Here is a 26,008-nt window from a genome sequence, read left to right on the forward strand (position 1 = left end):
GGTGGGGAGCCTTCGGCCCCACGACCACGGCGAGTTTAGGGATCTTCCTTCTCCCCCAAAGAAACCACTCCACCCCATCGAGCACTGGGCGGGCGCTGGTTCGGCTTTGTGTGTGTGGCTGGTTCGCTGTTGCTCGTTCCGCACCATTGGGCAGCTGGCGAGCCTCGGTTCGGCTTGGCCGGGGGTGGTTCGCTGCTCAGGTCACGGGAGGACGTGCAGGGTGGGCCACTTTTTTCCATCGGCGGACTGCCATCAGCACCGGGTGGTGGGGCCGCGCGTCGGCTAGGTGCCCGGTGGGTCAGTCGAGGGTGAAGGGGTCGTAGGTGATGTGGTCCAGGGGGGTGCCTGCGACCAGCATTCTCGACACTGTGGAGCGGATCATGGCTGGGGAGCCGGATACCAGGACGTGTCTGTCTTCCCAGGCGCCGTAGCGGGTGACCACGTCGGCGAGGGTGCCGTGTTCGAAGCCGGGGGCGTCTGGGTCGTTTTCCAGGACAGGCACGACCGTGAGCCAGGGGTTGGTGACCGCAACGTTTTGTAGGTGGGTCAGGTCGTAGAGGTCTTCGCGGACTCGGCCGCCGGTGAAGAGGTGCACGTGGGGGTTTTCGCCCCATTGGGCCAGGTGGTCGATGATGGCGCGCATGGGGGCGATGCCGGTGCCGCCCGCGATCATCAGGACGTCGCGGTCCGCCTCGCGGTCTACGGTGATGCGGCCCATGGGGGGGCCTAGGCGCCAGACGTCGCCCAGTTTGGTGTGGGCGACTATGGAGCGGCTCACCCAGCCCTGGTCCACGCCTCGGATGTGGAACTCCATCACGCCGTCGTCGCGGGGGGCGTTGGCGGGGGTGAGGTAGCGCCACAGGCGGGGGCGCTGGGGGACTTCGACGCTGAGGTACTGGCCGGGCTCGTAGGGCACCGGGAAGTCGGGGCGGACGCGGACCACGGCCAAGTCCCAGCCGATGCGCTCGTGGTCGATCACCTGCGCTGGCCACCAGGCTGGGCCGTCGTCGGCAGCGGCGGCGTCGAGCATGGCGCGGGCCATGATGGTGTACGCCTCGGCCCAGGCGCGTTCGGTCTCGTCGTTCCACGTGTGGGCGGCGTGGCGCTTGACCGCGGCGATGAGGGCCATGCCGACCGCCTCGTAGTGGGCGCTGACCACGCCGAACTTGCGGTGGTCGCGGCCGAGTTGGCGCAGGAACGGGACCAGATCGTCCGGGCGGTCGACCATCTGCACCACATGCACCAGGGCGCGCAGCAGCCGGGACCGCTGGACCTGCATGTTCGCCGGGAACATCTCGCGCGCGGTGGGCGCGATGCTGAACAGCATGGCGTAGAAGAACTGCGCCACCTGCTCGGCGTGCGGCTCCACGACCGCGAAGCTCTCCCGGACCAGGCGCACCATCGTGTTCACGGCGGTAGGCGACTCGGCTCGGGGCTTCGAGGTCGGGATCGGGCTCACAACTGCGTTCGCTGTCATGGTTCGGGGCTTGACTCCGCCTTTCCAGGGCCTTCCCAGTACCTGCGGGTGCCGCACCAGGCTGACACCACGGTACCTGTGCATCCATCCCCCGACGGAGTGGACAGTAGACGGAATCCGATCCGTCGGCCGCCCTAACCACACCTTCGTGTTGGAGTTGGTGACCCCATGTGTTACTAGGTCCCCCGGGCGGGGCAGAACACCCAGGTGACTTCGCGGTAACGCAACGGTCGTGCAACGGTGTCCGGCGTGTCCCCCGACCTGCTTCCCCCGACCGGAACCGCCCAGGCCGACCTGCTGACGCTGGAGTTCGCCGAGTCCCCGCCCGCCGTCGCGCCCACCGCCGGGCCGCGCGAGCCGTCCGCCGCGCCGCAGCCCGTCGGGCCCGCTCTGCCCGGCTCGGCCGGTGAGCACCGGCTGCAGGCCGCCTACGGCACCGCCGAACGCGCCCGCCGGTTCTACCAGGACCAGGTGCTCGACCACCTGACTCAGCGGATGGTCGAGTTCATCGGCCGGATGGAGTTGGCCTTCATCGCCACCGCCGACGCCACCGGCGAGTGCGACTCGTCGCTGCGCGCTGGCCCGCCCGGGTTCATCCACGTCCTCGACGAGCGCCGCGTCGCCTACCCTGAGTACCGGGGCAACGGGGTGCTGGCCAGCCTCGGCAACATCAGCGAGAACCCGAACGTGGGCATCCTCATGGTCGACTTCACCCGGGACGTGATCGGCCTGCACGTCAACGGCCGCGCCACCGTCGTGGAAGACGCCGACCTGCGCGCCGACCACCCCGGCCTGCCCGTCGAGACGGAGAAGGGCCGCAGGCCGGAGCGCTGGGTGCTGGTCGAGGTGCGGGAGGCCTACATCCACTGCCGCAAGCACATCCCCCGGATGCAGCCGGTCGACCGGTCGCGGCCGTGGGGCACCGACGACGCCCGGGGCAAGGGCGGCGACTACTTCGGCGCGAAGTCGGTCCCGGCGGGGTGAGCCCCGGCTCCCGGTGTCGGGCTTGTCCGGTTTAGCGTTCCGCGATCAAGGGGGGCTGGACGAAGGGAAGCACGTGGCCGAGGGACCGGCGGACGACCGCGAGACGGCGGCGCAGAACCTGGAGCGGGAGCTGTCGAAGCTGTTCGGCCGGGCGCGCAGCGTCTCGCTCTCACTCGCGGCGAAGGTGCACCCCGGGTTGGACAGCGCCTCTTACGCGCTCTTGCTGCACCTCAGCGACATCGGCCCGGTCCGCGCGGCGGACGTCGTTGAGCGGACCGGCCTGGACAAGTCCACGGTCAGCAGGCAGATCGCCCGGCTGGAGGAGCTGGACCTGGTGGAGCGGGTCGCCGACCCCTCGGATGGGCGGGCGCGGCTGGTGCAGCTCACCGCGACCGGCTCGGCCCGGCTCGCCGAGGTGCGCGCGGACCGGCGGCGGCAGTTGCGGGCCCGCGTCACCGACTGGTCAACCGCCGATATCCAGGAGTTCTCCCGGCTGCTCGGCAAGCTCAACAGCGATCTGTGACCGGCGCGGGGTCCGCGGCCACCCACACAGCCGCGTGTGGACGGGCCGCGCGGGCCCTGTGGACAACTCTGTCCACTGCCCTGTGGATGAATTCCTGGGGATTGTGGATAAGTGGATAACCACTGTGGATAACCCCATTGCGACATGTGGGTGACCTGGGGAACGACCAAGGCGCGCCGATCGGGGACCGGTCGACCCCTGGTGTTCACCTGTGCGGCCGGGCCGGGTGCGGGACACTGGAGTTGAGCGGAACAGACTCAACTTTTTGGACGTTGACTGGGTTGAGTGCCGTGAGACCGACGAACGCGAGACCGAGGTGGAGATGGACGCCTTCAACCCGACGACCAAGACCCAGCAGGCGATTTCCGCGGCGGCGCAGGCCGCGTCCACCGCGGGGAACCCCGATATCCGCCCGGTTCACCTGCTCGGCGCGCTGCTGGCCCAGACCGACGGGCTCACCGCGCCACTGCTGACCGCCGTCGGCGTCGACCCCACCCTCGCCCGCAAGGAACTCGAACCGCTCGCCCGCGCCCTGCCGTCGGCGACCGGGGCCACGGTGTCCTCGCCGCAACTGTCGCAGGCGGCGCTGCGGTCGATCACGCACGCGCAGAAGCTCGCCACCGAGATGGGCGACGAGTACGTCTCCACCGAGCACCTGCTCGTCGGCCTGGCCGCCGAGGGCGGCGACGTCGCCGACGTGCTCACCCGGCTGGGCGCGACGCCGGACGCGCTGCGCGAGGCGTTCACCAAGGTGCGCGGGTCCGCCCGGGTGTCCACCCCCGACCCGGAGGGCACGTACCAGGCGCTGGAGAAGTACGGCGTCGACCTCACCGAGCGCGCCCGCAAGGGCGAGCTGGACCCGGTCATCGGCCGCGACGCCGAGATCCGCCGGGTCGTGCAGGTGCTGTCTCGGCGCACCAAGAACAACCCGGTCCTGATCGGCGAGCCCGGGGTCGGCAAGACCGCGATCGTGGAGGGCTTGGCGCAGCGGATCGTCGCGGGCGACGTGCCCGAGTCGCTGCGCGGCAAGCGCGTCGTCGGCCTCGACCTGGGCTCGATGGTCGCGGGCGCGAAGTTCCGCGGCGAGTTCGAGGAGCGGCTCAAGGCCGTGCTCAAGGAGATCACCGAGTCCGCGGGCCAGGTGATCACCTTCATCGATGAGCTGCACACCATCGTCGGGGCGGGCGCCACCGGCGAAGGGGCCATGGACGCGGGCAACATGATCAAGCCGATGCTCGCCAGGGGCGAGCTGCGGATGGTCGGCGCGACCACGCTGGACGAGTACCGCGAGCACATCGAGAAGGACCCGGCGCTGGAGCGGCGGTTCCAGCAGGTCCTCGTCGGCGAGCCGTCGGTCGAGGACACCATCGGCATCCTGCGCGGCCTCAAGGAGCGCTACGAGGTGCACCACGGTGTCCGCATCACCGACAGCGCCCTGGTCGCCGCGGCCACCCTGTCCGACCGCTACATCACCGCCCGGTTCCTGCCGGACAAGGCCATCGACCTGGTGGACGAGGCCGCGTCCCGGCTGCGCATGGAGATCGACTCGCGGCCGGTGGAGATCGATGAGGTCGAGCGCGCCGTGCGGCGGCTGGAGATCGAGGAGATGGCGCTGGCCAAGGAGGACGACGCCGCCTCCAAGGAGCGGCTGGCCGCGCTGCGCGCCGAGCTGGCCGAGAAGCGCGAGACCCTGTCCGGGCTCACCGCGCGCTGGCAGAACGAGAAGGGCTCCATCGACCGGGTCCGCGAGCTCAAGGAGCAGCTGGAGTCGTTGCGCGGCGAGTCCGAGCGCGCCGAGCGCGACGGCGACCTCGGCCGCGCCGCCGAGCTGCGCTACGGCCGCATCCCGGCGCTGGAGAAGGAGCTGGAGGCCGCGACGGCGGCCACGACCGTGCCCGCGGGCGAGGCCGTGATGCTCAAGGAGGAAGTCGGCCCGGACGACGTCGCCGAGGTCGTCTCGGCGTGGACGGGTATCCCTGCGGGCCGGATGCTCGAAGGCGAGACGCACAAGCTGTTGCGCATGGAGGAGGCGCTGGCTTCTCGCGTCGTCGGCCAGGGCGAGGCCGTGCGGGTCGTGTCGGACGCGGTCCGCCGGGCCCGCGCGGGCGTGGCCGACCCGGACCGGCCCACGGGGTCGTTCCTGTTCCTCGGGCCGACCGGTGTCGGTAAGACCGAGCTGGCCAAGGCTCTCGCGGAGTTCTTGTTCGACGACGAGCGGGCGATGATCCGCATCGACATGAGCGAGTACTCCGAGAAGCACTCGGTGGCCCGCCTGGTCGGCGCCCCGCCCGGCTATGTCGGCTACGACCAGGGCGGCCAGCTCACCGAGTCGGTGCGCAGGCGCCCCTACAGCGTGGTCCTGCTGGACGAGGTGGAGAAGGCCCACCCGGACGTGTTCGACGTGCTGCTCCAAGTCCTTGACGACGGCAGGCTCACCGATGGCCAGGGCCGCACGGTCGACTTCCGCAACACGATCCTGGTGCTCACCTCGAACCTGGGCTCCCAGCTCATCACCGATCCCACCCTGGACGACCGGGGCCGCCACGACGCGGTCATGGCGGTCGTGCAGCGGCACTTCAAGCCGGAGTTCCTCAACCGGCTGGACGACGTGGTGGTGTTCCACGCGCTGGCCACCGAGGAGCTGACCGCGATCGTGGACATCCAGGTCGCCCGGCTGGGCCGCAGGCTCGCCCAGCGCAGGCTCACCCTGTCGGTGACCCCAGCCGCCCGCGACTGGCTGGCCCTCAACGGCTTCGACCCGGTCTACGGCGCCCGCCCGCTGCGCAGGCTGGTGTCCTCCGCGATCGGCGACCAACTGGCCAGGGCCCTGCTCTCCGGCGACATCCGCGACGGCGACACGGTCGAGGTGGACGTCTCCGTCGACAGCTCCGGATTGGCGGTGACCCGCGCGGCGTGACCCCCGCGTGTCGCCGGTTCCGCCCAGCCCAGGACGGGTAAGACGACAACCGGCTAGCCCGTGATCTTGAACCAGACGCGCGGACGACTACGCTTCTCGGCGTGGGCATTCCCGCGTGGGTCTGGTTCGTCATCGCGGTCGTCGCGTTCGTCGCGGGCGGCGCCTTTCTGCTGCGCGATCGAGCGCGGCTCACCTCGCGCAACCGCGAGCGCCGCCGCTGGGCGGCGCTGCGCGGCTGGCAGTTCGCCGAGGTGGACCACGTCCTGCCCCGCGAGTGGTCCGGCGGCGCCATCGCCTACTACGGCGACGGCGTCGCCAAGGACGTGGTCACTGGCTCCACCTTCACCGCGGACGGCAGGCGCAAGGTGTACGTCTTCGACCTGGAAGCGGGCGGCCGGGTCAACACGGTCATCGCAGCGGTCCAGTGCCGCAGGTCACACCCCGTGGTGGTCGAGCTCTGGGTCCCCAGCACCCCCTTCCAACGCGAACACATGCCAGAACTTCTGGGCCCAGTCGGCCAGCGCTACGCGTTCGTCTCGGACATCTCCGCCGCCCGCACCCTGATCACCCCCGACCTGGTCGACGCCACCGAGGAAATCGGCCAGGACATCGCCGTGGCTTGGGTCGAAAACGGCTGGGTCCTCGCGGCGGCGGCCCCCAACTCCAGCCCCTCCCGCCTGGAGCGCCTCCTACGCGGCATAGGCGAAATAGCCGACGTCGTAGACCCCTTCGACGCCGACCTAGACCCAGCAGGCGAACACGACCTCCGCCCGAGCCCCAAAGACGCCTGACCCCCCGCGAGCTTCCATGATCGCGAGTTATCCACAGGCAAACCGCACCCTCTTTACCGCGCTGACCTGCGGCGATAGGATGGAGCAGGGCCCGGCCCCCAGGGCGGGTGGGGTTTGTTGTGTGGGGGTGTGGGGCGGCGGAAAGAAGCGGACCGGGCGGAGCGGCACCCCGGCAACCGGCACCTGCGCCCGCCAAGCGCTCGATGGGTGGAGCGGCAAGCTCGCCCACTTGCCAGCCGCACCCAAAGCTTTAGGTGCCCCTGGCCGGGGCGACAAACCCACGTTCCTGCCAGGCTGAACCCGGCCCCTGCCAGGTGCTCATAGGGCAGTGATCCCGCCCGCCTGCCCAACCGCATCCCGCCCCGCCAGGCACCCAGTGGGGCGAAACAGCGATCCCACCCCTCCTGTCGTCAGCCGGACCCGCCCCTGTTAGGTGCCCGATGGGCCAAACAAGAACCCGCGTTCCTGCCAGCCGGGCCCGCTCCTGTCAGGTGCTTGATGGGTCAAACAGAGAACCCGCGTTCCTGCTAGCCGGACCCGGCCCTGTCAGGTGTCCGATGGGACCAACCAGCGATCCCGCCTTCCTGTCAGGCAGCACCGCCCCTGCCAGGCACCTGGTGGGAGCGGCGGCAGCGAACCCGCCCCCCTACCAGCAGAAACCCAAAGCTGCCAGGTGCTCGATGGGGTGGAGTGGTTTCTTCGGGGGAGAAGGAAGATCGCTAAGCTGGCTACGCGCGTGTGAGGCCGTAGGCTTCCCACCCGTCTTTCACACGGCGATCTTCCTTCGTAGGGGCCCCGAAGAAACCGCTCCACCCCATCGAGCGGACAGCACCCGACCCAGCCCGGGAACCGCTCCACCCCATCGAGCAAGACAGCACGAGCCACCCGGGAACCACCCCACCCAGCCCGTGATCTTCCAGAAGAAGCTACCAATTAGTAGTTTGGCCGCATGCCCACTGCCCTCATCACCGGTGCCACCGCAGGCATCGGCGCCGCTTTCGCCCGCAGGCTCGCCGCAGATGGTTACGACCTTGTGCTGGTGGCCCGCACCACTGAGCGGCTCAAAGAGGTCGCAGGTGAGTTGACCGCCGCGCACGGTGTCCAAGTGCAGACCATGACCGCCGACCTGTCCACGACGCGAGCCCGCAAGCGGGTGGAAGCGCGCCTGTCCGACCTGGACCGGCCGATCGATCTGCTGGTCAACAACGCGGGTTTCGGCACCCGGGGTGCTTTCGCCGAGGCCGATCTCGACTGGCTTCAGTCTCAGTTGGACGTCAACGTCACCACTGTCCTGCGGCTGACCAGGGCGGTCCTGCCGGGGATGCTCGCCCGCAAGCACGGCGGTGTGATCAACGTGTCCAGTGTCGCCGGGTTCTTCCCGGCCAGTGGCCCGTCCTATTCGGCCACGAAGGCTTATGTCACCGCGCTCTCGGAAGGACTGGCCGCCAACCTCAAGGGCACGGGCGTGCGGATCGTCGCGCTGTGCCCGGGGTTCACGCACACCGAGTTCCATGACCGCGCGGGCGACGACATGTCCGCGTTGCCGGACTTCCTGTGGCTGGACGCCGACCGGGTGGTCGCCGACGCGCTGGACGACCTGGTGCACGGGCGGTCGCGGTCGGTTCCTGGCGCGCCGTACAAGGCGCTGGTGGGCGTGACGAAGATCCTGCCGCGCGGTCTCCTGCGGATACTGGAGAAGCGGGCGTCCGCCGGTCGGAACCGGGGATAAGCTCCCGGGCATGACGAACCCCCAGCCCGGGTGGTACCCAGAGAATCCCGGCTCCCCCACTCTGCGCTGGTGGGACGGCCGCCAGTGGACCAGTCAGACCCAGACCCAGCAGGCTCAGCCGCGCGGTGACGCGAGCGCGTGGGAGGTGTCGCTGGACAGCGCTCCCGATCCGACGCGGATCAGGGAACAGCAGCGCCAGGCTGGGGTCGGCCAGGTCGGGCAGGGTGGCGGGACGCTGTTCACCGAGCCGGTGCTGGTGGTGAACCAGAAGGTGAAGCTGATCGAGATGGCCAGCGAGTACTCGGTGTTCGACCAGCATGGCCGCCAGGTCGGGTCGGTGGCGCAGGTCGGGCAGAGCGCGCTGAAGAAGGCTGTCCGGTTCCTCGGCAGCTACGACCAGTTCTTCACGCACCGGTTCGAGGTGTATGACGCCCACCACCAGACGGTGCTGCGGCTGACGCGCCCGGCGAAGATCATGAAGTCGCGCATGATCGTCGAGTGGCCGAATGGGCAGCCGCTGGGCGAGATCGTGCAGGAGAACGTGTTCGGCAAGATCCGGTTCTCGTTCCTGGTCAACGGCCAGCAGGTTGGCGGAATCCAGGCGGAGAACTGGCGTGCGTGGAACTTCGCGGTGCTCGACCACACCGGCGGCGAGGTCGCGCGGATCACCAAGACGTGGGAGGGCTTCGCGAAGACGATGTTCACGACGGCGGACAACTACGTGCTGCAGATCCACCGCCCGCTGCAGAACCCGCTGCTCAGCATGGTCGTGGCGTCCGCTCTTACCGTGGACACCGCGCTCAAGCAGGACAGCCGGGGCTTCGGCTGATCCGCGGCGCATGAGAGGCTTCCCACCTGTGCGAACAGCTCCGAACGTCGATGTCTCGGCCAAAGGCGAACTGGCCCGCCTGGTGACCGAGCTGGCCGTGGTGCATGGCCGGGTCACCCTGGCCTCCGGCAAGGAGGCCGACTACTACGTCGACCTCCGCCGGGCCACCCTGCACCACGCGGCGGCGCCGCTCATCGGGCGGCTGCTGCGCCAGCTCACCGCCGACTGGGATTACGTGGCCGCCGGTGGCCTCACCCTGGGCGCAGACCCGGTGGCGCTGGCGATGATGCACGCGGCGTCGGCCGCGGGCGAGGTTCTGGACGCGTTCGTCGTCCGCAAGGACGCGAAGGCGCATGGCCTGCAGCGGCGCATCGAGGGCATCGAGGTCGCCGGGCAGCGCGTGCTGGCCGTCGAGGACACGTCCACGACCGGTGGCAGCGTGCTCACCGCCGTTGACGCGCTGGGCGAGGCGGGCGCCACGGTGATCGGTGTGGCCACCGTCGTGGACCGCGACACCGGGGCCCGTGAGGCCATAGAGGCGCGCGGTTTGCCCTATCGGTCGCTTCTGGGTCTGGCTGACCTGGGACTGGTCGACGGGGACTGACCTGCGTTAATCCCGCTCCCTTCCCCCCACTGACGAGTAACGTGGGTGTTGCTCGCCGTTCGTCGGTGGTTGGGGGAGGTGCCGCATGGCAGCAGTTCTCGCACCAGTTCTGGCCATGGCGACCACGATCGTGCACTTCGTGGCGCTGTTATACATCGGCTTGGGCGGGTTCCTGGCGTGGAAGTGGCCGAGGACCGTGTTCGTGCACGTGTTCTTTGCCGCGTGGGGCGTGTTGGTCAACGTGACGCCGGTGCCGTGCCCGCTGACGACGCTGGAAAACCACTTCCGCCGCCAGCAGGGCCTCGGCGACCTGCCCGGCGGGTTCAACGAGCACTACATCATCGGGGTCCTGTTCCCGGAGGGCTACATTCACGTGGTGGCTGTGTTCGCGCTGGCGCTGCTGATCGTGTCCTATGTGGGCGCGTACCTGTTGTGGCGCAAAAGACTCCTGGATGTGACGGTTCCCGCCCAGTGACCGATGACGACCCTGGCCCCACCGAATGGGTCTTCGGCGAGCCGGTCGGCGTCGGCCCGTGGACCGGCGACTGGCCCACCGACCCCCGCTACGACCCGGAACTGCTCGCCGAGGGCGACCGGCGCAACGTGGTCGACGCCTACCGCTACTGGCGCCGCGACGCCGTCATCGCCGACCTGGACACGCGCCGCCACGACTTCCACGTGGCGATCGAGAACTTCCAGCACGACCACAACATCGGCACCGTCGTGCGCACCGCCAACGCCTTCGCCGCCCGCGCGGTCCACATCGTCGGCCGCAAGCGCTGGAACCGCCGGGGCGCCATGGTCACCGACCGCTACCAGCACGTCGAGCACCACCCCACCGTCGACGCGCTCCTGACCTACGCCACCACGGAAAACCTGACCGTCGTCGGCGTCGACAACACCCCCGGCGCCACCCCCATCGAGACGACCCGCCTCCCCCGCCGCTGCGTGCTGCTGTTCGGGCAGGAAGGCCCCGGCCTCACCGAGGACGCCCGCAAGGGCGCCGACCTGCTGGTCTCCATCGCCCAGTTCGGCTCCACCCGCTCGATCAACGCGGGCGTCGCCGCGGGCATCGTCATGCACGCCTGGGTCCGCGACCACGCCGACCTCACCACGGCCTGGTGAGGGTCGGGAGACCCGAAGTGGTCTGGCCACCGGTCAGGCGGGGGTGATCTCCACGGGGATTCCGTTCAGGACGGCGGTGCCGGACAGGGCGTCCACCAGAAGCTCGTCGGTCAGCACGTTCGCGTTGACGCCCGGGTGGGCGGCGGCGACGGCGGCGCGGGTGCCGTCCTGGTCGTGGCCCCAGCCGTGCGGGATGCTGACGACGCCGGGGCGGATGGTGTCGGTGATCTCGACGGGCACCTCGACCTTGCCGGAGCGGGAGGCGACCACGGCCAGGGCGCCGTCGGCGAGGCCGATGCGGGCGGCGTCGGTCGGGTGCAGTTGCGCGGTGCAGCGGTTCTGCCGCGGACCAGGGGCGCGACGTTGTGCATCCAGGAGTTGTTCGACCCGAGTTGCCTGCGGCCGATGAGCACCATTCGCCCGGTGGGCGGGTACGCGAGTTCGGCGGCGAGGCGGGGGACGTCGGCGGTGATGGCCAGCGGCGCGAGTTCGACCAGGCCGCTGGGGGTGGCCAGCACGTCGGGGACGCGGGGGCGCAGCGGGCCAAGATCGATGCCGTGTGGGGCGGCTTCCAGGTCGGCCAGGGTGAGGTCATAGGGGCCGCCGCGCAGGAGAATGTCCATCAGGCGGGCGGGTCCGGTGCGGCCGTCGGGGACCTCGACCCCGGCGCGGCGGGCGTACTCGGCGGCGACGAAGGCGTCCAGCGCGGCGATGTCGGTGGCGCCCGCGATGATCCCGGTCAGCCGCAGCAGGGTCTCCCATTCCTGCGGCAGGGTCGAGGTCAGCGCGGGCGGTGTCCAGTTGGCGACATTGCGGACGCCGAACTGGTAGAGCGCCACGTCGTAGTGGGCGCGTTGCAGGAGGCTCGGGCCGGGCAGGATGACGTCCGCGTGCCTGCTGGTCTCGTTGAGGTAGATGTCGAGGGAGACCATGAAGTCCAGGCGCGGCAGGGCTTCGGTGAGCCTGCCCGCGTTCGGTGTGGACAGGCACGGGTTGCCGCTGACGGTGATCAGCGCCCGCACCTGGCCGTCGCCGGGGGTGGTGATCTCGTCGGCGAGGGTGGCGACCGGGAGTTCGCCCATGACCTCGGGCAGGCCGCGCACCCGGCTGCGCCAGCGGTCGTGGGCGAAGCCGCGCCGCCGTCCACTGTGGACGTTCGCCTGTCCGGCGGCGGCGAGGGGGAACATCGCGCCGCCAGGGCTGTCCAGGTTGCCGGTAAGGGTGTTCAGGACCTCGACCAGCCACGACGCGAGCGTGCCGAACGCCTGGGTGGTCGTGCCCATCCGGCCGTAGACCGCCGCGGTGGGCGCCGCGGCGAGTTCCCGGGCCATGCGGCGGATCTCGTCGGCGGCCAGGCCGGTGATCGGCGCGACCGCGTCGGGGGTGAACGGCTCGGCGAGCGCGCGCACATCGTCCACTCCGGACACATGTGCGGCGAGGCGGCCCAGGGTGACCAGGTCTTCGGCGAACAGGGTGCGCACGAGGGCGAACAGCAGCAGCGCGTCGGTCCCCGGTCGGATGGCGTGGTGCTCGTCGGCCTGCTCGGCTGTGCGGGAGCGCTTGGGGGCCACCACGACGACCTTGCCGCCGCGCGCCCGGATCGCGCGCAGCCGCCCGCGCGCGTCCGGGGCCGTCATCAGGCTCCCGTTGGACACCATCGGGTTCGCGCCGAGCAGCAGCAGGTGGTCGGTGCGGTCGATGTCCGGGACGGGGACGCTCATCGGGTCGCCGAACAGGTACCCGGCGGCGAACTGCTTGGGCATCTGGTCGACGCTGCTCGCCGAGTAGAAGTTCTTCGTGCCGATCGCCTTGTAGAGGGCGCGGCCGTAGAGCGCGGTCGAGAGGTTGTGCACCGCCGGGTTGCCCGCGTAGACCGCGACGGCGTCCCTGCCGTGCTCGGCGATGATCGGCGGCAGCCGCGCCTCGATGACCGCGAACGCCTCGTCCCAGCCGACCGAGCGCCACTCGCCGTCACGCTTGACCATCGGCGCGCGCAACCGGTCCGGGTCGTGGTGCAGCGCGCCGATGGACGCGCCCTTGGGACAGAGGTAGCCGCGGGAGAACACGTCGGCGTCGTCCCCGCGCACGGACCGCACCTGATCGCCTTCCAGCGTGACGGTAAGCCCGCAGGTGGCCTCGCACAGTGGGCACGTGATCTGCTCGGTCCGCATCGGCCCGCCCTCCCGAGATTCACCGGTACGTGGCTCAGCGTGGCACGTCCTGGTGATTGCACCCCCGGTCCGCCGACATCGGAACCGATTCAGTGCCCACGATGGACTTATGACCCGGGGCGCGGAGCAGGCTCTGCCACTGTGGGGCGCCCGGGCGGGTGTCGCGGAGCTGGCCACCCACGCCCGGCACCTGCGCCGGGTGTGGGCGCTGCCCGCGACCCGGCTCGGCATGGCCCACTGGCCCGCGTCCCCCGGTGACCACCTGCACCTGCGCTGGAACTACTGGTGGCAGGCGCACCTGCTGGACTGCCTGGTCGACGCGCAGGACCGGGCGCCGACCGGGGTCCGGATGGCGCAGATCCTGGCGTTGGCGCGCGGCATCCGGGTCCGCAACTTCGGGACGTGGACCAACGACTACTACGACGACATCGCCTGGCTCGGCCTCGCCCTGCTGCGGGCGGCTCGCGCGGTGCCGTTGGACGTGGCCCGCCCGCTGGCCGAGATCACCGCCCAACTGCGCGCGGGCTGGACCGACCACGGCGGCGGCGGCATCTGGTGGCGGCGCGGCGACACGTTCAAGAACGTCCCGGCCAACGGTCCCGCCGCGATCCTGTTGGCCCGCGCGCACCTCGACCGGGCCGACCGGCAGCGCGCCCGCTCGATGACCGAGTGGATGGAGAGGTACCTGGTGGACCGGAACACCGGTCTGCTCTGGGACGGCCTCTATGTGCGCCCGGACGGCGCTATCCGCGACGTGGTGACGATCGTCTACACCTACTGTCAGGGTGTTTACCTCGGCGCGTGCGTCGAACTCGCCGAAGACGACCCGGGCGGCGTCTGGGCGCACCGCGCGGCCCGCACCATCCGCGCCGTGGCCAACTACCTGGCGGTCGACGGCGTGCTCCCTGGCCAAGGGGGCGGCGACGGCGGTCTCTTCGCGGGCATCCTGGCGCGCTACCTGGCGCAGTCGGCCCTGCGTCTGCCGCACGCCGAAGGCGACCTGGCCCGGCGGCTCGTCCTCACCTCCGCCGACGCGGCCTGGCACAACCGGGGCGTCGCCCGCAGCGGCCCGGTGTTCGGCCCCGAGTGGTCCCGGCAGGCGGTGACCCCGCGCGGCGCGCGTGACCGGCGGCCGGAACGGGACCTGTCGGTGCAGCTGTCCGGGTGGATGGTCCTGGAGGCGGCGGCGCTGCTGGAGCGTGCCACCATCGCCGGATGAGCGAGCTGGCGAGCGAACAACCGACCCAGCATGTAGGCGCGTGGGGCCACCGATCTTGTGAGGTGGTCCGGTGAGTGTTCTGGTGGTCACCGGGGGCGGCAGGGGAATCGGCGCGGCGGTGTGCCGTCGAGCGGCCCGCGCGGGCTTCGACGTCGTGGTCAACTACGCCCGCGACTCCTCAGCGGCGGACAGCGTTGTCCGCGACGTGGAAGCCGAGGGACGGCGCGCTATCGCCGTCCAGGCAGACGTGTCCGACGAAGCGCAGGTAGCGGACCTCTTCACCCGCGCCGACGCGCTAGGCCCGCTTACCGCTCTCGTGGCCAACGCGGGCATCACCGGCGACACCCCCGGCAGGCTGGACCAGCAGTCCGCCGCCACCGTCCGCCGCGTCTTGGACGTCAACGTCACCGGCGTCTTCCTCTGCCTCCGCGAAGCCGTCCGCCGCATGTCCGGCGCAGGCGGCGCGATCGTCACCATCTCCAGCACCGCGGCCCAGCGCGGTTCCCCTGGCGAGTGGGCGCACTACGCGGCCAGCAAATCAGCGGTCGAAACCATGACGTTCGGCCTGGCCCAAGAGGTCGCCGGTGACGGTATCCGGGTCAACACCGTCGCCCCGGGCCTGGTCAACTCCGACCTGCACGCCGCGGCCGGGATGCCCGACCGCCCGGAACGCCTCGCGCCCCGGATTCCGCTGGGCCGCGCGGGTGAGCCGGAGGAGATCGCCAACGGGGTCGTCTGGCTGCTCGGCCAGGAGGCGTCCTTCGTGACCGGGGCCGTCCTGCCCATCTCCGGCGGTTTCTAGGCCACCTGGTCACCGCTGAGCAGTTCGGCGAAGCGGTGCCGCAGCGCGTCGGCCAAGCGGGCGCGCAGGGCGGTGAGCCGCTCGATGCGGCGGTCGAGGTCGGCGAGCCGCTGCTCGGTCACCTCGGCCACCGGGCAGCCGCCCAGGTGGTTTCGCGGGTCCTCGATCGGGTCCCCGCCGCGCAGGACGACGGTGTCGTACCCGTGCTCGGCGACCAGCCGCCGCCCCTTGGCCGGGGGCCCGGTGCTGCCGATCTCCCGGGCGGCGCCGCTGAGCCGGGCGAACTGCGCGACCATCGGACCAAGGTGCCCATCACGGCGGTGACGCTCATCAGGCGGTTGCGGACGAGCACCTGGCCGGGGCCCGGCTCGGGGACGGGGACCTCGGCGACGGCGAAATGCTCCACCTTCGGGGTGTCTTCCGGGCGGGCGATCAGGTGAATCTCACGGTGAGACATGGCGCTCCTCGGCTCGGACGGCCGGGCGACGCTACAACTTGACGCGCGCGTCAACCGCAAGCCCGGATCACCGGTCGAAGTAGGCCGTGACCGTGGTGCGGCCGTCGGAGTGGGCCAGGTCGACGCGCCTGCTGACGTCCTGGATCAGCGGCAGGCCGTGCCCGCGCACGGTGCCCAGGGCGCGGCCGGGGTCCAGCCAGCGGCCGTCGTCGGTGACGCTGACGACGACCTCGGTCGCGGTGACGGTCGCGTTCACCGCGGCCACCCCCGGCGAGTCCGCGCGGGCGTGCCGGACGGCGTCGCTCAGCGCCGTGTCCGCCGCGTGCGCCACGGCGTCGGCCAGCGACCGGGGCACCTGCTTGTCCAGCAGCCAGCCGGTGAGTTTCCCGCGCGCGCCGGGGCGGGCGTCCGGCGTGGTGGTGACGGTGAAGTTCAGGGAGCAGTCCGCGCACCCCGGCATTGCTGTCATCGCTGTATTTTCGGCTGATTCGCGCCCCGGGTCCAGCGACACGCGTGTGAACTGTCCGGTAGCCGGGTACGAGCCGTGCGGAGGAAGGAGTGAGCAGCATGCCGGACCAATTTGTCGACCTGAATCCGACCGTGACCGATGAGCAGCGCAGGCGGGCGGCGCGCGCCGTGGCCGCCGCTTCCGCCGACGCGCGGGAATGTGCGGAACTGCTGGCGATGCTCGGCCTGACCGACGCCGTGGCGGAACAGCGGCACGCCGCCTGAGGTGTAAGCCGGGAGCGCATGGGTATTCCACGACAGACAAAGATCGAATGAGGAGGAGCTGATCGCGTTGAGCACGATCACCGAGTCCGTCGACGTGGCCGTCCCGGTGTCCACGGCTTACAACCAGTGGACTCAGTTCGAGACGTTTCCCCGGTTCATGGAAGGCGTGGAGGAGATTCGCCAACTCGACTCGACGCACACCCACTGGGTGACCAAAATCGGGGGAGTGACCCGCGAATTCGACGCGAAGATCACCGAGCAGATCCCGGACCAGCGCATCGCGTGGCATTCGGAGGGAAAGCCGGACCACGGCGGCGTCGTGACCTTCCACCGGTTGGACGAGAAGACGACCCGCGTCACCGCGCAGATGGACATCGACCCGGAGGGGTTCGTCGAGAATGTCGCCGACAAGGTCGGCATTCTGAATCATCGCGTCAAGGGCGATATGAAGCGCTTCAAGGAGTTCATCGAGGAGCGCGGCGGTCGCGAGACTGGTGCCTGGCGCGGTGAGGTGGACGCCTCGCCGCAGGTGCCGCCCACGCCGCAGCCGCAGCCGCCGCCGTCGATGTACTGATCCGATTCGCACTGACCCAATTCGCGGAAATCACCGGCAGACCATCTGAATGCCCCCACCCCGAAACCCCGGCGACGGCGCGTCGCCGGGGTTTCGGGGCTTTCTGGGTTGTTCAGCAGCAGCCGCAGGAGCCGCGGTGGACCAGTTCGGGGGCCAGCAGCACGGTCTCCGGCGGGTTGTCGGGGTTGGCCAGCCGGGCGAGCAGGAGCCGCACGGCGGTGCGCCCGATCTCGTCCACCGGATGCGCCATGGTGGTGATGCCCGGGTCGACCAGGTCGGCCCAGTCGACCTCGTCGTGGCCGACGATGGCGAACTCCTTGCCGATCTCCAGGCCGTGCGCGCGGGCCTCCCGGTACGCGCCCGCGGTCATCGCCCCGTTGCCGGTGATGACGGCGGTGGGCCGCTCCGGCACCGTGAGCAGCCGCCGCAGGGCCAGCACGCCGTCCTCATGGGTCGCGCCGCCGCCCGCGACCAGGTTCGAGTCCCACCGCAGGCCCGCGCGGCCGAGGCCGAGCCGGTAGCCCAGGGTGCGCTCCTCGCTGGCGCCCATCCACTCGACGCCGCTGATGAACCCGATGCGCCGGTGTCCCGCCGCGGCGAGGTGCGAGACGAGCGTCGAGGTGGACTGGATGTTCTCCGGGCCAACCTGGTCGAGTTTGACCTTGTGCGAGACCCGGTCGACCAGCACGGCGGGCACGTTGGTGCGGGCGAGTTGCTCCAAGGTCGAGGTGTCGCCGGGGGCGGGCGTGAGCAGCATCCCGTCGACCCGCCTGGCCTGGAGTTTGCGCACGGCGGCGCGTTCGCCGTCGGCGTGGTCGAGGGTGTCGCCGAGGAGCACGGTGTAGCCCGCCGCGGTCGCCTCGGCCTCGATGGCGTGGATGAGCTGGGCCAGGTGCGGGTTCGCCAGCAGCGACATGGCCACGCCGATGGACTTGGTGCCCCCGGTGACCAGGGAACGGGCGATGACGTTGCCGGTGTAGCCGGTCTTGTCGATCGCGGCGAGGACTCGCTCGCGGGTTCCGGGGGCCACGGACCGGGTCTCGTTCACCACATGTGAGACCGTGCTGATCGAGACCCCCGCGAGTCTGGCGACGTCTTCCATGGTGGCCATGACGATCACGCTCCTCTCAGCAAACGCTTGCGTGACCCTATCGACCGACAGGAGTAGCCCATGCGGCGGGATACGACCTACGGCGAACTGGTAAAGCGCGCCGCTGCCCTGGCCGCGCCGGGCGAGCGCCGTCTGCTCGGGATCTGCGGCTCTCCGGGCTCCGGTAAGTCGACTCTGGCGGCCCGTCTTGTCGCGGATCTGGGCGACCGCGCCGCCCTGGTCGGCATGGACGGCTTCCACCTCGCCCAGCGCGAACTCGACCGCCTCGGCCGCGCCGACCGCAAAGGCGCCCCCGACACCTTCGACGCCGACGGCTACGCCGACCTCTTACGCACGTTGCGCACCACCCGCGACAGGACTGTCTACGCCCCAGAGTTCCGCCGCGAAATCGAAGAACCCATCGCCAACGCCGTCCCGGTGAGCTGTGACGTTGCCCTCGTGGTCACCGAAGGCAACTACCTGCTGCTGTGGCCCGCCGTCCGCGCCCTGCTGGACGAGGTCTGGTACCTCGACCCCGGCGAGGAACTCCGCAGGAAACGCCTGCTCGACCGCCATCTGGCCTACGGGAAGTCACCCGAACAGGCGTACGAACGCACCCACGGATCGGACGAGCGCAACGCCACACTGGTCGCGGCGACCGGGCGAATGGCGGATCTCGTCCTGCGAAAGATCGAATAACGGCCCGCGCCGCGGCCCCCGGGCTGGGGCACTATGGCGAACGGCATGGCGAAACGGGCCCACACGCACGAGCACGGAAGGACGGTAGTCGATGCCCGCGCTGACCGGTGTGCACCACGTCGCGCTGACAGTCACGGACGTGGACCGCAGTGTCCCCTGGTACGAGCGCGTCCTCGGCTTCACCACGGCCGGACGCACGGACGAAGGCGAGCACGGCCTGCGCAAGGTGTTCCTGCGCGGGTTCGGCATCACCCTGACCCTGGTGCAACACCCCGGCGGCGGCCACGCCGCCTTCGACGAGTGCAGACCCGGGCTCGACCACCTCACCTTCTCCGTGCCCGACGAGGCCACCCTGCGGGTGTGGACCGACCGGCTCACCGAGCACGGCGTCACGTTCTCCCCCATCACCGAAGAGATCAGCGCCCCAGGAGCGGCGGTGGTGTCACTGCGCGATCCGGACGGCATCCAACTCGTCCTGTGGGCCCCGCCCGCTACTCCGTGATCGTCGCTACTCGGTGATCGTCACGGTGTCGACGGGCTTGTGCATCTCCTGGCGGTAGCGCCAGATGCCCCAGCCGGTGCCGAAGACGAAGAAAGCGATGCTGATCACCAGGGCGGCCGTCTCCAGCCACGGCAGCTGGTGGAGCAGCCCCGCGCCGTAGTAGCCGAGCAGCACCAGCGTCGGCACCCACGCCACACCACCGATGAACGTGGCCAGCATGAACCGCCGCGGGTCCATCTTCGCCGCGCCCGCGATCAGCGGAGCCAACGTCCGGATCCACGGAATCCACCGGGCGATGACGATCGCGAAGAACCCGCGCCGGTCGAGGAAGTCACGGGCGCGGTCGAGATTCTGCTGGTTGAGCACCTTGCCGCCACGCCGGGTGATGATCGCGTGACCGGTCTTGCTGCCGATGTAGTAGCCGAGCTGGTTGCCGACCACTGCGGTGACTGTTGCTGCCAGGGACAGCCACCAGGCCTGGTGCTCGTGGTTGTTCTGGGCGAGCACGAGGCCAGCGGCGAACAGCAGGGAGTCGCCAGGGAGGAACAAGCCCACGATGAAGGCGCACTCGGCGAAGACGAAGCCGAGCACGATGGCCCAGACGAGCAGCGGACCAGCGGATTCCAGCACGCCGAGAGCGGAGGTCACGGGCGTAGGTTACGTGCCGGTGGGGTGGCTGTGCAGGTGAACTACAGCCTATTCATCGGGCTTTGGCTGGTGTGCAACCTGTGGGGGCAGGGGCTCTTGGCTCGGCGGGGTCTGCTCGATGGGGTGGAGTGGTTTCTTCGGGGCCCCTACGAAGGAAGATCGCCCGTGTGAAAGAGGGTGGGAAGCCTCCGGCCTCACACGCGCAGCCAGCTTAGCGATCTTCCTTCTCCCCCGAAGAAACCACTCCACCCCATCGAGCACTTGGCGGGCGTTGGTGGGCTTGGTGGGGGTGCCGGTTGTGTGCCATCGGGCGGGTGCGCGTTTGGTGGGGTGCTGATCAAGTGCTTGGCCGGGGGTGGTTGTGGTGGGGAACCGCTGTTGGGGGTGGGGCGTTCGGAGGGGTGTGGTGATTGAGGGGCGTGGGTTGGGGGTCGCGGTTGGGGAGCGGTGGTTGTTTCGGGGGCTTGATTTAGAGGTTTCCGCTGGTGAGTGCGTTGCGTTGACTGGGGCCAATGGGGTGGGGAAGTCGACGTTGTTGCGGTGTTTGTATGGGACGCAGGAGTTGACTGAGGGGGACGTCGCGGTTGTTGGGCGGGTGCCCGATGAGCGGGAGGTGGGGTTTCGTCGGGTTGTGTCGGTGTTGATGGATGACTCGGCGTTGTTTGACGAGTTCACGCCCGGTCAGCATTTTGATCTGTTGGGGGTCGCGCCGGAGCACAGCTTGCCTGAGGTGCCTGCGTTTCAGCTTTCCGCTGGTCAGCGGCGGCGGTTGCTGCTCCTGGGGGCGCTGGCTAGGCCGCATCGGTTGTTGTTGCTTGATGAACCGGAGCGGGCGTTGGACGCGGCTGGGCGGGAGTGGTTGGCCGGGTTGGTGCGGGACGTCAAGGCGGGTGGGGTGGGGGTGGTGGTCGCCAGTCATTTTCCGCCGCTGGTGGACGCGGTGGCTGATCAGGTCATCGACCTGACGTGAAGCACTCTGACAAGTATGTTCCCGGGTTTGTTGTCGTCGGGTTGCTCGCCCTGCCGTTTTACAAGGCGGGTGATCTGCGGGAGAAGTTCGTTGGCTCGCACGCCGTTCCGTCCGGTGCTGCCCTCGCGGTTCTCTTGCTCGCCCTGGCTGTGGCGACGTTATCGCTGTTGCGTCGTGACCATGTGTGGATCAATCCGGCTCGGCTGACCTGGGACGACACCGGGGAACGCGACCGTCCGGTCCGTCGGCGCCTGCGCGTTGCCTGGGCGGTTCGGTTCGGGGTGGTTGGCTATCTGTTTGTCGCGGCGGCTCTGGTGCTTGGGTGGCCGCCGTTGGGGTTGTCCGCGGTGTTGTTCGCTGTCACAGCTGTCTTCGCTTACCGCTGTGCGGGAAGACAGGCTAAGAGGCCCGCCGTTGAACTCGTTGTCCCGTTTCTCTTGGCCGTGCTCGCCGCTCTCTTCGCCGGGGCGCCGGTGCTGTGGGCCGCCGCCGCCGTCCTGGCCGTCGCCGCGCTCGCCGTCACCGGGCCACCCGACCGCGCCCGTCGCGACGCGCTGGTCCGTGGTTGGAACGCCCGCGTGCTGCGGTCGGTGTCGGCCGCGTTCGGCGACTTCCTCGCCCTCCTGCCTACCGCCCGACCGGTGCGGCTGCGCCTGACCACCACCGTCCACTATGTCGTCGCGGGCGTCCTCGCGCGCCGCCAGGCGTTGCCGCTGGCCCTGCTCCTGGCGCTGGCCATGCCGGTGCTGCACCGCGTTTTCCCTGTGGTCGACCCACTGTGGTGGACGGGCCTCGCCGCCTACTTCGTGACCCTCCCGCTCGGCGGAGCCCTGGCCGAACTGCGGGTCGCCGGGCGCAGGCGGTGGCTGCCCGCGACAAACCGGACGATCAAGGCGACCAGCGTGGTTGTCTTGACCGTCGTCGGCCTGGCCTGGTCGGGCCTGACCGTCCTTTTCGGACTCCCCTGGGCGCCCGCCGCATTGCCGGTGGCCGTCCTCGCCGCCGCCCGCACAGCGACCCGACCCGACATCGACTACGACGTCGCGGGCGCCGTCGACGTCGGTGGCGTGTACGCGCCCATCGGGCTGGTCTACCAACTTGTGCGCGGACCGGATCTCCTGCTGTTCGGACTCCTTGTGGTGTCGGTGGTTTAGTCCGGCCGCCTGCCGTCGGTGGTGAGGGGGCCGCCGCCCAGGTGGGGCAGGTAGTGGTTGTAGAAGATCGCCGTCATCAGCTCCTGGCGGGACCGGACCCGGGCCTTGTCGAACACCGCCCGCAGATGGTCCTGCACCGTGTACCGGGACACCTGGAGGGCCGCGGCGATCTCGGCTGTCCGCCTGCCGCGCAGAACCTGTTCCGTGACAACCCTTTCCCGGGCGGTCAGGCCGTAGCTGTCGAGCACCAGCGGGGCCAGTTCCCTCGGCCCGGACTGTCCGATCGCCACCGCGACCTGGCCGCCGCCGAGCTGCCACGCGTTGAGGGTGGCCCAAGCGCCGGTGACGGTGCGGAGGCGGGCCTGCACGGGCTCCTCGCCCACCGCGGCGTGGGTCGCGATGGCGCGCACCGCGTAGGGCACCTCAGCGGTGACACCGGGCTCGGCGATCGCGTCGAGCCACCGCTTTCCCGTGCCAGGGGCGGAAACCAGACCGCTGTCGCGGTCCAGCACGACCAGGCCGGGCGCGTCGGGGGCGCGGTCGTCGGCCACACCGCCGAGCACCAGGGCCGAGCGCAACGACCGCGCCGCGGGTCCGCTGACCCCGGCCGCGACCGAGACTTCCCGTTCGGTGAACGGTTTCCCCTCCCGGCACAGCACCAGCAGCCCCCACACGTGCCCGCCGCCGCGCAGCACCACGCGCAGTTCGTCGGCCAAGCCCAGGGGGCGCAGGATGTCCTGGTAGTACACCGCGGAATCAAGCTCGCCCTCGGACGCCAGCGACAACGCGCTCGCCCGCGCGCCCCGGCGGGCCAGCGCCCGCAGGTTGTCCACGCCGACCTGCTCGGCGTGCTCGATCTCGAACAGCCGCCCCATCACCGATTCTGGGAAACCCGACCGGTGCTGGCCGCCGGTGTCCAGCAGCGTCGAGGGGTCCAGCAGGACCGCGCACCATAGGTCGACCGGCACGACGGTCAGGATCGCCGTCACCGCGCCGTCCAGCACCTCCAGCGCCGTCGCGCGCGTGTCGGCGGAGCGGGCGAACACCCGCGCCGCCGCGTCGGTCGAGTCGTCGGCCACGGTGCCTCCAGTCGTACCACCACAGTTGTGGGATATCCGCCGCTGTTCGCGCTGGATACGGTCATCGACGTCGAACCAGTGCCCCGCAACGGCAGTGGCAAAGATCACTATTTCCGCATCGCGGATGCGCGCGCCCGCGTTTCCCGGCTGAGGAGCGCCGTTTGATGGACTCCGGTATCACCGCCGCCCTGATCGTCCTCGTCGTTCTGGTCATGGTCGCCGGACTGACCAACCGCAAGATGGCGCAGCGTGCCATCACCACCCGCCCGACCGTCAAGGTCATGGTCCTCGGCGGCCCGGAAGCGGGGAAAACCGTGCTGCTCGCCAGCATGTTCCGCGAACTGGCCATCACCGGCGACCGGGTGTCGATCGAGACCGACGACAACACCCGCAGACGGCTGCTCGCGCTGACCGAGGCCATCGAGTCCCGCGACACCGACATGCCCGCAGGCACCACCCTCGGCGACATCACCAGCTACGACTTCGCCTTCACCATGCGCACCGCGGGCGGGCAGCGGCACGTGCCGTTCGGCATCAGCTACCTCGACTACGCGGGCGAGCACGTCCTCGACCTCGCCGCGGCCAACGAGACCGACCCGAAGATCCTTGCCGCGGTCAAGGAAAGCGACATCCTGATGGGCATCCTCGACGGAGCCGAGGTGCGCAAGCTGATGGAGTCCCGGCCGAGCCGGAAGTTCTTCACCCGCCTGGAACGGCTGCTGGTGCTGCTGTCGTACGCGCCGCAGACGACGGTCCACCTCATCCTCACCAAATGGGACCTTCTCCAACCGCACTACCAGTTCCACGAAGTCCTGGCCCGGCTCGACGAGTACCCGCCGTTCGGGAAGTTCCGGGCCAACCGCGGCGCGGCGGTGGTGCGGGTCATCCCGGTGAGCGCCGCGGGCACTAACGGTTTCCTGCGCCCCAACGAGAAAGGCGTGCTGGGCAAGAACCCCGACCCGCGTGTGCACTGGCAGCCAGTCAACGTCGTCGCCCCGCTGGCGTGCGCGCTGCCCGACGTGTTCGACACCGAGATCGTCCGCTCGAACACCGACACCCCGCACCCGGTCCGCGCCTTCTCGACGCTGTTCGTGCACGCCATGAAGGTGTTCGGCCTGATCAGCATCGACATCCCGCTGTTCGGACTCGGCACGGTCTCGTTCACCCTCAAGTCGGCCGCCCCGGCGGCCTACGCCCGGCTCGTCGCGGGCCGCCCCGGCCACGTCCCGGCGACGATCACCGAACCCGACGCGATGCGCTACGTCCTGCGCTACCTGAACACCCTGGCCGCCGAGGCCTACTCGGTTGCCGACGGCTCGGGCAAGGAAGGCCGGGTATGAGCGCGCGAACCCGGGCATGGCCGTTCCTGGTCGGGCGGGCGCGCGAGGAGGGACACCGGGTCGTCGTCGCGCCCGACTTCCTGGTCGAACGCGGGCAGGCGGGCCAGCTCGCCCGGATCGCAGTCGGCGAGGACACCCCGCCGGGGCGGGTGGTGGTGCACCCGGTGCCGGAAACCGGGGCCACCGCGCTGTTTCGGGTGTTCACCGCGATGGCCGCGGACTTCGGCCTCGGCGCGGACGAGCCACTGCGCGACGGCAGCGGGCGACCGATCCGGATCACCGAAGGACTGGTCGTGCGCACGGCGCGGGCCGCGGTCAGCGCCGAGGACATGGCCTCCGCGCACGACCAGGTCGTGGCCGCGTACCGGGAGTTCTGGGAACGGGAAGAGACGTTCACCCTGCGCTCGTCGGCCCCGCTGTCGCTCGGCTCCCCCCGGCGCCGCTCCTCGACCGACGTCGTGGCCGGGCTGCCTCCGGCGGGCGGGCCGCGGCCCGCACTCGGCCTGCCCGCGGCGACCGGGGGCGGACGGCCGCTGGGCTTGCCGCCCGCGGCCGGGCGGCCGGTGGACGCCGGGGCGCCGGGCGGTCCGGGCGCCGCGCCGGGCATCGAGGGTGACCAGGTGATCGGGGCCAGGATCGACCGTGACCGGGCGATCGGGGCGGGCATTGAGGGTGCCCGGGCGATTGGGGCCGGGATCGAGGATGGCCGGGCGATCGGGGCCGGGACGGCTGCTGAGTCGGGCGCCGGAGGGCCGTCTGGGACTGGGGTCGATGCGGACTTGCCTCGGGGGTCGGAGCACGCGGCAGCCGGGCCGTCTGCCGAGGGCGAAAGCGCGGCCCGCTCGTCGCAGGGGCGGAAGGAGGACTCTTCGCCCGAGGCCGGGACGGGTGCGGACACGCCGAGTGCGGAGCGGGCGGCTGCGCCGGTGGTTGTCGGGACGGCGTCCGGCAGCGAGGGCAGGTGGCGGGACGCGCCGTGGTGGGCCGGGGCGCGGACGCCGGTGTTGGTCGTCTCGGGGGTGGTGGCGCTGGTCGTGGCGGTGCTGCTGGTGGTGGCCGTGCCCGAGCCGTCCGCGCCGACGCCGACCGTCGCTGTCCCCACGACCGCCCCGCCCACGCCCGCCCCCCAACCCGCGCCGTGCGCGACACCCGGTCTGGCGTGTGTGCTGTGGCCGGTCGCCGCGCGGGCGGACGCGCGGGAGGCCGCGTCCAAGGCCGTCGTCCTCAGTCGCGACCCGAACTGCGCGGGTCTGTCGGTCGGGTGGTCGGGGGCGGGACCGCACGATCTTTCCGTCACCTGGAAAGGAAAAGACCTCAGCCCCTACCGTGTGCTCGCGGTGCGCACCCGGGTCGACGTGGGACCGGCGACCCTCCGGGTCCGGCTCCTGGGCCGGGATCGGAAGCCGAAGGAGGTCGCCACCCGGGTCGCCGACTCGCACCCGGGGTGGTGGCATGTCGTGGAGATCCCGTTGGCCCAGTTCGATGGTGTCGACCAGCGGGCGGTCGACACCATCGAACTGCGGGTGAGCGACGCTCCCGTGCTCGGCGCGCTCTGTCTCGGTGATCTCACCCTGCGGTAGGGCCGTGGGTTC

At 70.5% G+C, this 26,008-nt stretch carries 25 protein-coding genes and 2 pseudogenes; 19 read left to right on the top strand and 8 right to left on the bottom strand.

What is annotated here, in order from left to right:
• Positions 1-298 precede the first annotated feature (298 nt).
• The gene (locus ACZ6SD_RS20640) at positions 299-1,402 is read right to left on the bottom strand and encodes a globin domain-containing protein (protein WP_465318662.1); all 1,104 of its coding nucleotides are present in this window, start codon (positions 1,400-1,402) and stop codon (positions 299-301) included.
• Between the two features lie 324 nt (positions 1,403-1,726).
• Between ACZ6SD_RS20640 and ACZ6SD_RS20645 the strand changes: the two genes are divergently transcribed.
• From ACZ6SD_RS20645 to ACZ6SD_RS20685, 9 genes are all read left to right on the top strand, one after another.
• Positions 1,727-2,461 carry a pyridoxamine 5'-phosphate oxidase family protein gene (locus tag ACZ6SD_RS20645; RefSeq protein ID WP_465318574.1) on the top strand — a complete coding sequence of 245 codons (735 nt, stop codon included), beginning with the start codon at positions 1,727-1,729 and terminating at the stop codon, positions 2,459-2,461.
• Positions 2,462-2,534: 73 nt separating this feature from the next.
• Positions 2,535-2,984, top strand: a complete 450-nt coding sequence (locus tag ACZ6SD_RS20650) for a MarR family winged helix-turn-helix transcriptional regulator (RefSeq protein ID WP_465318575.1) — start codon at positions 2,535-2,537, stop codon at positions 2,982-2,984.
• A gap of 322 nt (positions 2,985-3,306) precedes the next feature.
• Positions 3,307-5,901: an ATP-dependent chaperone ClpB gene (clpB, locus tag ACZ6SD_RS20655; protein WP_465318663.1), complete on the top strand. Its 2,595-nt coding sequence runs from the start codon at positions 3,307-3,309 to the stop codon at positions 5,899-5,901.
• Between the two features lie 101 nt (positions 5,902-6,002).
• Positions 6,003-6,692, top strand: coding sequence for a type III secretion system chaperone family protein (locus ACZ6SD_RS20660; RefSeq protein ID WP_465318576.1), 690 nt, complete (start codon positions 6,003-6,005; stop codon positions 6,690-6,692).
• A gap of 949 nt (positions 6,693-7,641) precedes the next feature.
• The gene (locus ACZ6SD_RS20665; protein WP_465318577.1) at positions 7,642-8,421 is read left to right on the top strand and encodes an SDR family NAD(P)-dependent oxidoreductase; all 780 of its coding nucleotides are present in this window, start codon (positions 7,642-7,644) and stop codon (positions 8,419-8,421) included.
• A 10-nt stretch (positions 8,422-8,431) separates the two neighbouring features.
• Positions 8,432-9,250: an LURP-one-related family protein gene (locus ACZ6SD_RS20670; RefSeq protein ID WP_465318578.1), complete on the top strand. Its 819-nt coding sequence runs from the start codon at positions 8,432-8,434 to the stop codon at positions 9,248-9,250.
• Positions 9,251-9,260: 10 nt separating this feature from the next.
• Positions 9,261-9,854, top strand: a complete 594-nt coding sequence (gene pyrE / locus ACZ6SD_RS20675) for an orotate phosphoribosyltransferase (protein WP_465318579.1) — start codon at positions 9,261-9,263, stop codon at positions 9,852-9,854.
• Positions 9,855-9,939: 85 nt separating this feature from the next.
• A complete protein-coding gene (locus ACZ6SD_RS20680) occupies positions 9,940-10,329 on the top strand; it encodes a DUF2784 domain-containing protein (RefSeq protein WP_465318580.1) in 390 nt (129 codons plus the stop codon).
• A complete protein-coding gene (locus ACZ6SD_RS20685) occupies positions 10,326-10,979 on the top strand; it encodes a TrmH family RNA methyltransferase (RefSeq protein WP_465318581.1) in 654 nt (217 codons plus the stop codon). The genes ACZ6SD_RS20680 and ACZ6SD_RS20685 overlap by 4 nt, the downstream gene beginning before the upstream one ends.
• A gap of 33 nt (positions 10,980-11,012) precedes the next feature.
• Here the strand turns inward: ACZ6SD_RS20685 and ACZ6SD_RS20690 are convergent.
• A pseudogene (locus tag ACZ6SD_RS20690) lies at positions 11,013-13,150 on the bottom strand (molybdopterin-dependent oxidoreductase).
• A gap of 109 nt (positions 13,151-13,259) precedes the next feature.
• On the opposite strand from ACZ6SD_RS20690, the gene ACZ6SD_RS20695 reads away from it, so the two are divergent.
• On the top strand, positions 13,260-14,369 hold the full coding sequence (locus tag ACZ6SD_RS20695) for a glycoside hydrolase family 76 protein (RefSeq protein ID WP_465318582.1): 1,110 nt from the start codon (positions 13,260-13,262) through the stop codon (positions 14,367-14,369).
• Between the two features lie 70 nt (positions 14,370-14,439).
• On the top strand, positions 14,440-15,171 hold the full coding sequence (locus ACZ6SD_RS20700; protein WP_465318583.1) for an SDR family oxidoreductase: 732 nt from the start codon (positions 14,440-14,442) through the stop codon (positions 15,169-15,171).
• On the opposite strand, the gene ACZ6SD_RS20705 is transcribed toward ACZ6SD_RS20700, so the two are convergent.
• The 3 genes and pseudogenes from ACZ6SD_RS20705 to ACZ6SD_RS20715 form a co-directional block, all read right to left on the bottom strand.
• On the bottom strand, positions 15,168-15,467 hold the full coding sequence (locus ACZ6SD_RS20705) for a hypothetical protein (protein WP_465318668.1): 300 nt from the start codon (positions 15,465-15,467) through the stop codon (positions 15,168-15,170). The genes ACZ6SD_RS20700 and ACZ6SD_RS20705 overlap by 4 nt on opposite strands.
• A 17-nt stretch (positions 15,468-15,484) precedes the next feature.
• A pseudogene (locus ACZ6SD_RS20710) lies at positions 15,485-15,628 on the bottom strand (NADP-dependent oxidoreductase); the annotation flags it as partial.
• Between the two features lie 67 nt (positions 15,629-15,695).
• Positions 15,696-16,097, bottom strand: coding sequence for an ATP-binding protein (locus ACZ6SD_RS20715; protein WP_465318584.1), 402 nt, complete (start codon positions 16,095-16,097; stop codon positions 15,696-15,698).
• 98 nt (positions 16,098-16,195) lie between these two features.
• On the opposite strand from ACZ6SD_RS20715, the gene ACZ6SD_RS20720 reads away from it, so the two are divergent.
• The gene (locus ACZ6SD_RS20720) at positions 16,196-16,360 is read left to right on the top strand and encodes a hypothetical protein (RefSeq protein ID WP_465318585.1); all 165 of its coding nucleotides are present in this window, start codon (positions 16,196-16,198) and stop codon (positions 16,358-16,360) included.
• A 67-nt stretch (positions 16,361-16,427) separates the two neighbouring features.
• Positions 16,428-16,934, top strand: a complete 507-nt coding sequence (locus ACZ6SD_RS20725; RefSeq protein WP_465318586.1) for an SRPBCC family protein — start codon at positions 16,428-16,430, stop codon at positions 16,932-16,934.
• Between the two features lie 112 nt (positions 16,935-17,046).
• Here ACZ6SD_RS20725 and ACZ6SD_RS20730 read toward each other — a convergent pair whose 3' ends face one another.
• Complete coding sequence (locus ACZ6SD_RS20730) at positions 17,047-18,036, bottom strand: LacI family DNA-binding transcriptional regulator (RefSeq protein WP_465318664.1); 990 nt, start codon at positions 18,034-18,036, stop codon at positions 17,047-17,049.
• Between the two features lie 69 nt (positions 18,037-18,105).
• Here ACZ6SD_RS20730 and ACZ6SD_RS20735 point away from each other — a divergent pair, with 69 nt between their 5' ends.
• Together ACZ6SD_RS20735 and ACZ6SD_RS20740 are read left to right on the top strand one after the other, a co-directional pair.
• On the top strand, positions 18,106-18,723 hold the full coding sequence (locus ACZ6SD_RS20735; RefSeq protein ID WP_465318587.1) for a nucleoside/nucleotide kinase family protein: 618 nt from the start codon (positions 18,106-18,108) through the stop codon (positions 18,721-18,723).
• Positions 18,724-18,814: 91 nt separating this feature from the next.
• Positions 18,815-19,225, top strand: a complete 411-nt coding sequence (locus ACZ6SD_RS20740; RefSeq protein ID WP_465318588.1) for a VOC family protein — start codon at positions 18,815-18,817, stop codon at positions 19,223-19,225.
• Positions 19,226-19,231: 6 nt separating this feature from the next.
• Here ACZ6SD_RS20740 and ACZ6SD_RS20745 read toward each other — a convergent pair whose 3' ends face one another.
• The gene (locus ACZ6SD_RS20745) at positions 19,232-19,873 is read right to left on the bottom strand and encodes a DedA family protein (RefSeq protein WP_465318589.1); all 642 of its coding nucleotides are present in this window, start codon (positions 19,871-19,873) and stop codon (positions 19,232-19,234) included.
• Positions 19,874-20,279: 406 nt separating this feature from the next.
• On the opposite strand from ACZ6SD_RS20745, the gene ACZ6SD_RS20750 reads away from it, so the two are divergent.
• Together ACZ6SD_RS20750 and ACZ6SD_RS20755 are read left to right on the top strand one after the other, a co-directional pair.
• Entirely contained in the window at positions 20,280-20,843 is a 564-nt protein-coding gene (locus tag ACZ6SD_RS20750) for an ABC transporter ATP-binding protein (protein ID WP_465318590.1), read from the top strand.
• A complete protein-coding gene (locus tag ACZ6SD_RS20755; RefSeq protein WP_465318591.1) occupies positions 20,840-21,997 on the top strand; it encodes a hypothetical protein in 1,158 nt (385 codons plus the stop codon). The genes ACZ6SD_RS20750 and ACZ6SD_RS20755 overlap by 4 nt, the downstream gene beginning before the upstream one ends.
• On the opposite strand, the gene ACZ6SD_RS20760 is transcribed toward ACZ6SD_RS20755, so the two are convergent.
• Positions 21,994-23,076, bottom strand: coding sequence for a helix-turn-helix transcriptional regulator (locus tag ACZ6SD_RS20760; protein ID WP_465318592.1), 1,083 nt, complete (start codon positions 23,074-23,076; stop codon positions 21,994-21,996). The two genes, ACZ6SD_RS20755 and ACZ6SD_RS20760, sit on opposite strands and share 4 nt — an antisense overlap.
• A gap of 164 nt (positions 23,077-23,240) precedes the next feature.
• Between ACZ6SD_RS20760 and ACZ6SD_RS20765 the strand changes: the two genes are divergently transcribed.
• Positions 23,241-24,416, top strand: coding sequence for a TRAFAC clade GTPase domain-containing protein (locus tag ACZ6SD_RS20765; RefSeq protein WP_465318593.1), 1,176 nt, complete (start codon positions 23,241-23,243; stop codon positions 24,414-24,416).
• Complete coding sequence (locus tag ACZ6SD_RS20770; protein ID WP_465318594.1) at positions 24,413-25,996, top strand: hypothetical protein; 1,584 nt, start codon at positions 24,413-24,415, stop codon at positions 25,994-25,996. The genes ACZ6SD_RS20765 and ACZ6SD_RS20770 overlap by 4 nt, the downstream gene beginning before the upstream one ends.
• The last annotated feature ends 12 nt before the right edge of the window (positions 25,997-26,008 follow it).

The organism is Actinokineospora sp. NPDC051303 (assembly GCF_055586285.1).

Excerpts from the sequence above, each read along its gene's own strand:
- ACZ6SD_RS20735 (WP_465318587.1), top strand. The coding sequence starts at position 18,106 with ATGCGGCGGGATACGACCTACGGCGAACTGGTAAAGCGCGCCGCTGCC.
- ACZ6SD_RS20665 (WP_465318577.1), top strand. The coding sequence starts at position 7,642 with ATGCCCACTGCCCTCATCACCGGTGCCACCGCAGGCATCGGCGCCGCT.
- ACZ6SD_RS20680 (WP_465318580.1), top strand. The coding sequence starts at position 9,940 with ATGGCAGCAGTTCTCGCACCAGTTCTGGCCATGGCGACCACGATCGTG.
- ACZ6SD_RS20730 (WP_465318664.1), bottom strand. The coding sequence starts at position 18,036 with ATGGAAGACGTCGCCAGACTCGCGGGGGTCTCGATCAGCACGGTCTCA.
- ACZ6SD_RS20715 (WP_465318584.1), bottom strand. The coding sequence starts at position 16,097 with ATGACAGCAATGCCGGGGTGCGCGGACTGCTCCCTGAACTTCACCGTC.
- ACZ6SD_RS20740 (WP_465318588.1), top strand. The coding sequence starts at position 18,815 with ATGCCCGCGCTGACCGGTGTGCACCACGTCGCGCTGACAGTCACGGAC.
- ACZ6SD_RS20705 (WP_465318668.1), bottom strand. The coding sequence starts at position 15,467 with ATGGTCGCGCAGTTCGCCCGGCTCAGCGGCGCCGCCCGGGAGATCGGC.
- clpB (WP_465318663.1), top strand. The coding sequence starts at position 3,307 with ATGGACGCCTTCAACCCGACGACCAAGACCCAGCAGGCGATTTCCGCG.
- pyrE (WP_465318579.1), top strand. The coding sequence starts at position 9,261 with ATGAGAGGCTTCCCACCTGTGCGAACAGCTCCGAACGTCGATGTCTCG.
- ACZ6SD_RS20765 (WP_465318593.1), top strand. The coding sequence starts at position 23,241 with ATGGACTCCGGTATCACCGCCGCCCTGATCGTCCTCGTCGTTCTGGTC.
- ACZ6SD_RS20695 (WP_465318582.1), top strand. The coding sequence starts at position 13,260 with ATGACCCGGGGCGCGGAGCAGGCTCTGCCACTGTGGGGCGCCCGGGCG.
- ACZ6SD_RS20670 (WP_465318578.1), top strand. The coding sequence starts at position 8,432 with ATGACGAACCCCCAGCCCGGGTGGTACCCAGAGAATCCCGGCTCCCCC.
- ACZ6SD_RS20640 (WP_465318662.1), bottom strand. The coding sequence starts at position 1,402 with ATGGTGCGCCTGGTCCGGGAGAGCTTCGCGGTCGTGGAGCCGCACGCC.
- ACZ6SD_RS20770 (WP_465318594.1), top strand. The coding sequence starts at position 24,413 with ATGAGCGCGCGAACCCGGGCATGGCCGTTCCTGGTCGGGCGGGCGCGC.
- ACZ6SD_RS20720 (WP_465318585.1), top strand. The coding sequence starts at position 16,196 with ATGCCGGACCAATTTGTCGACCTGAATCCGACCGTGACCGATGAGCAG.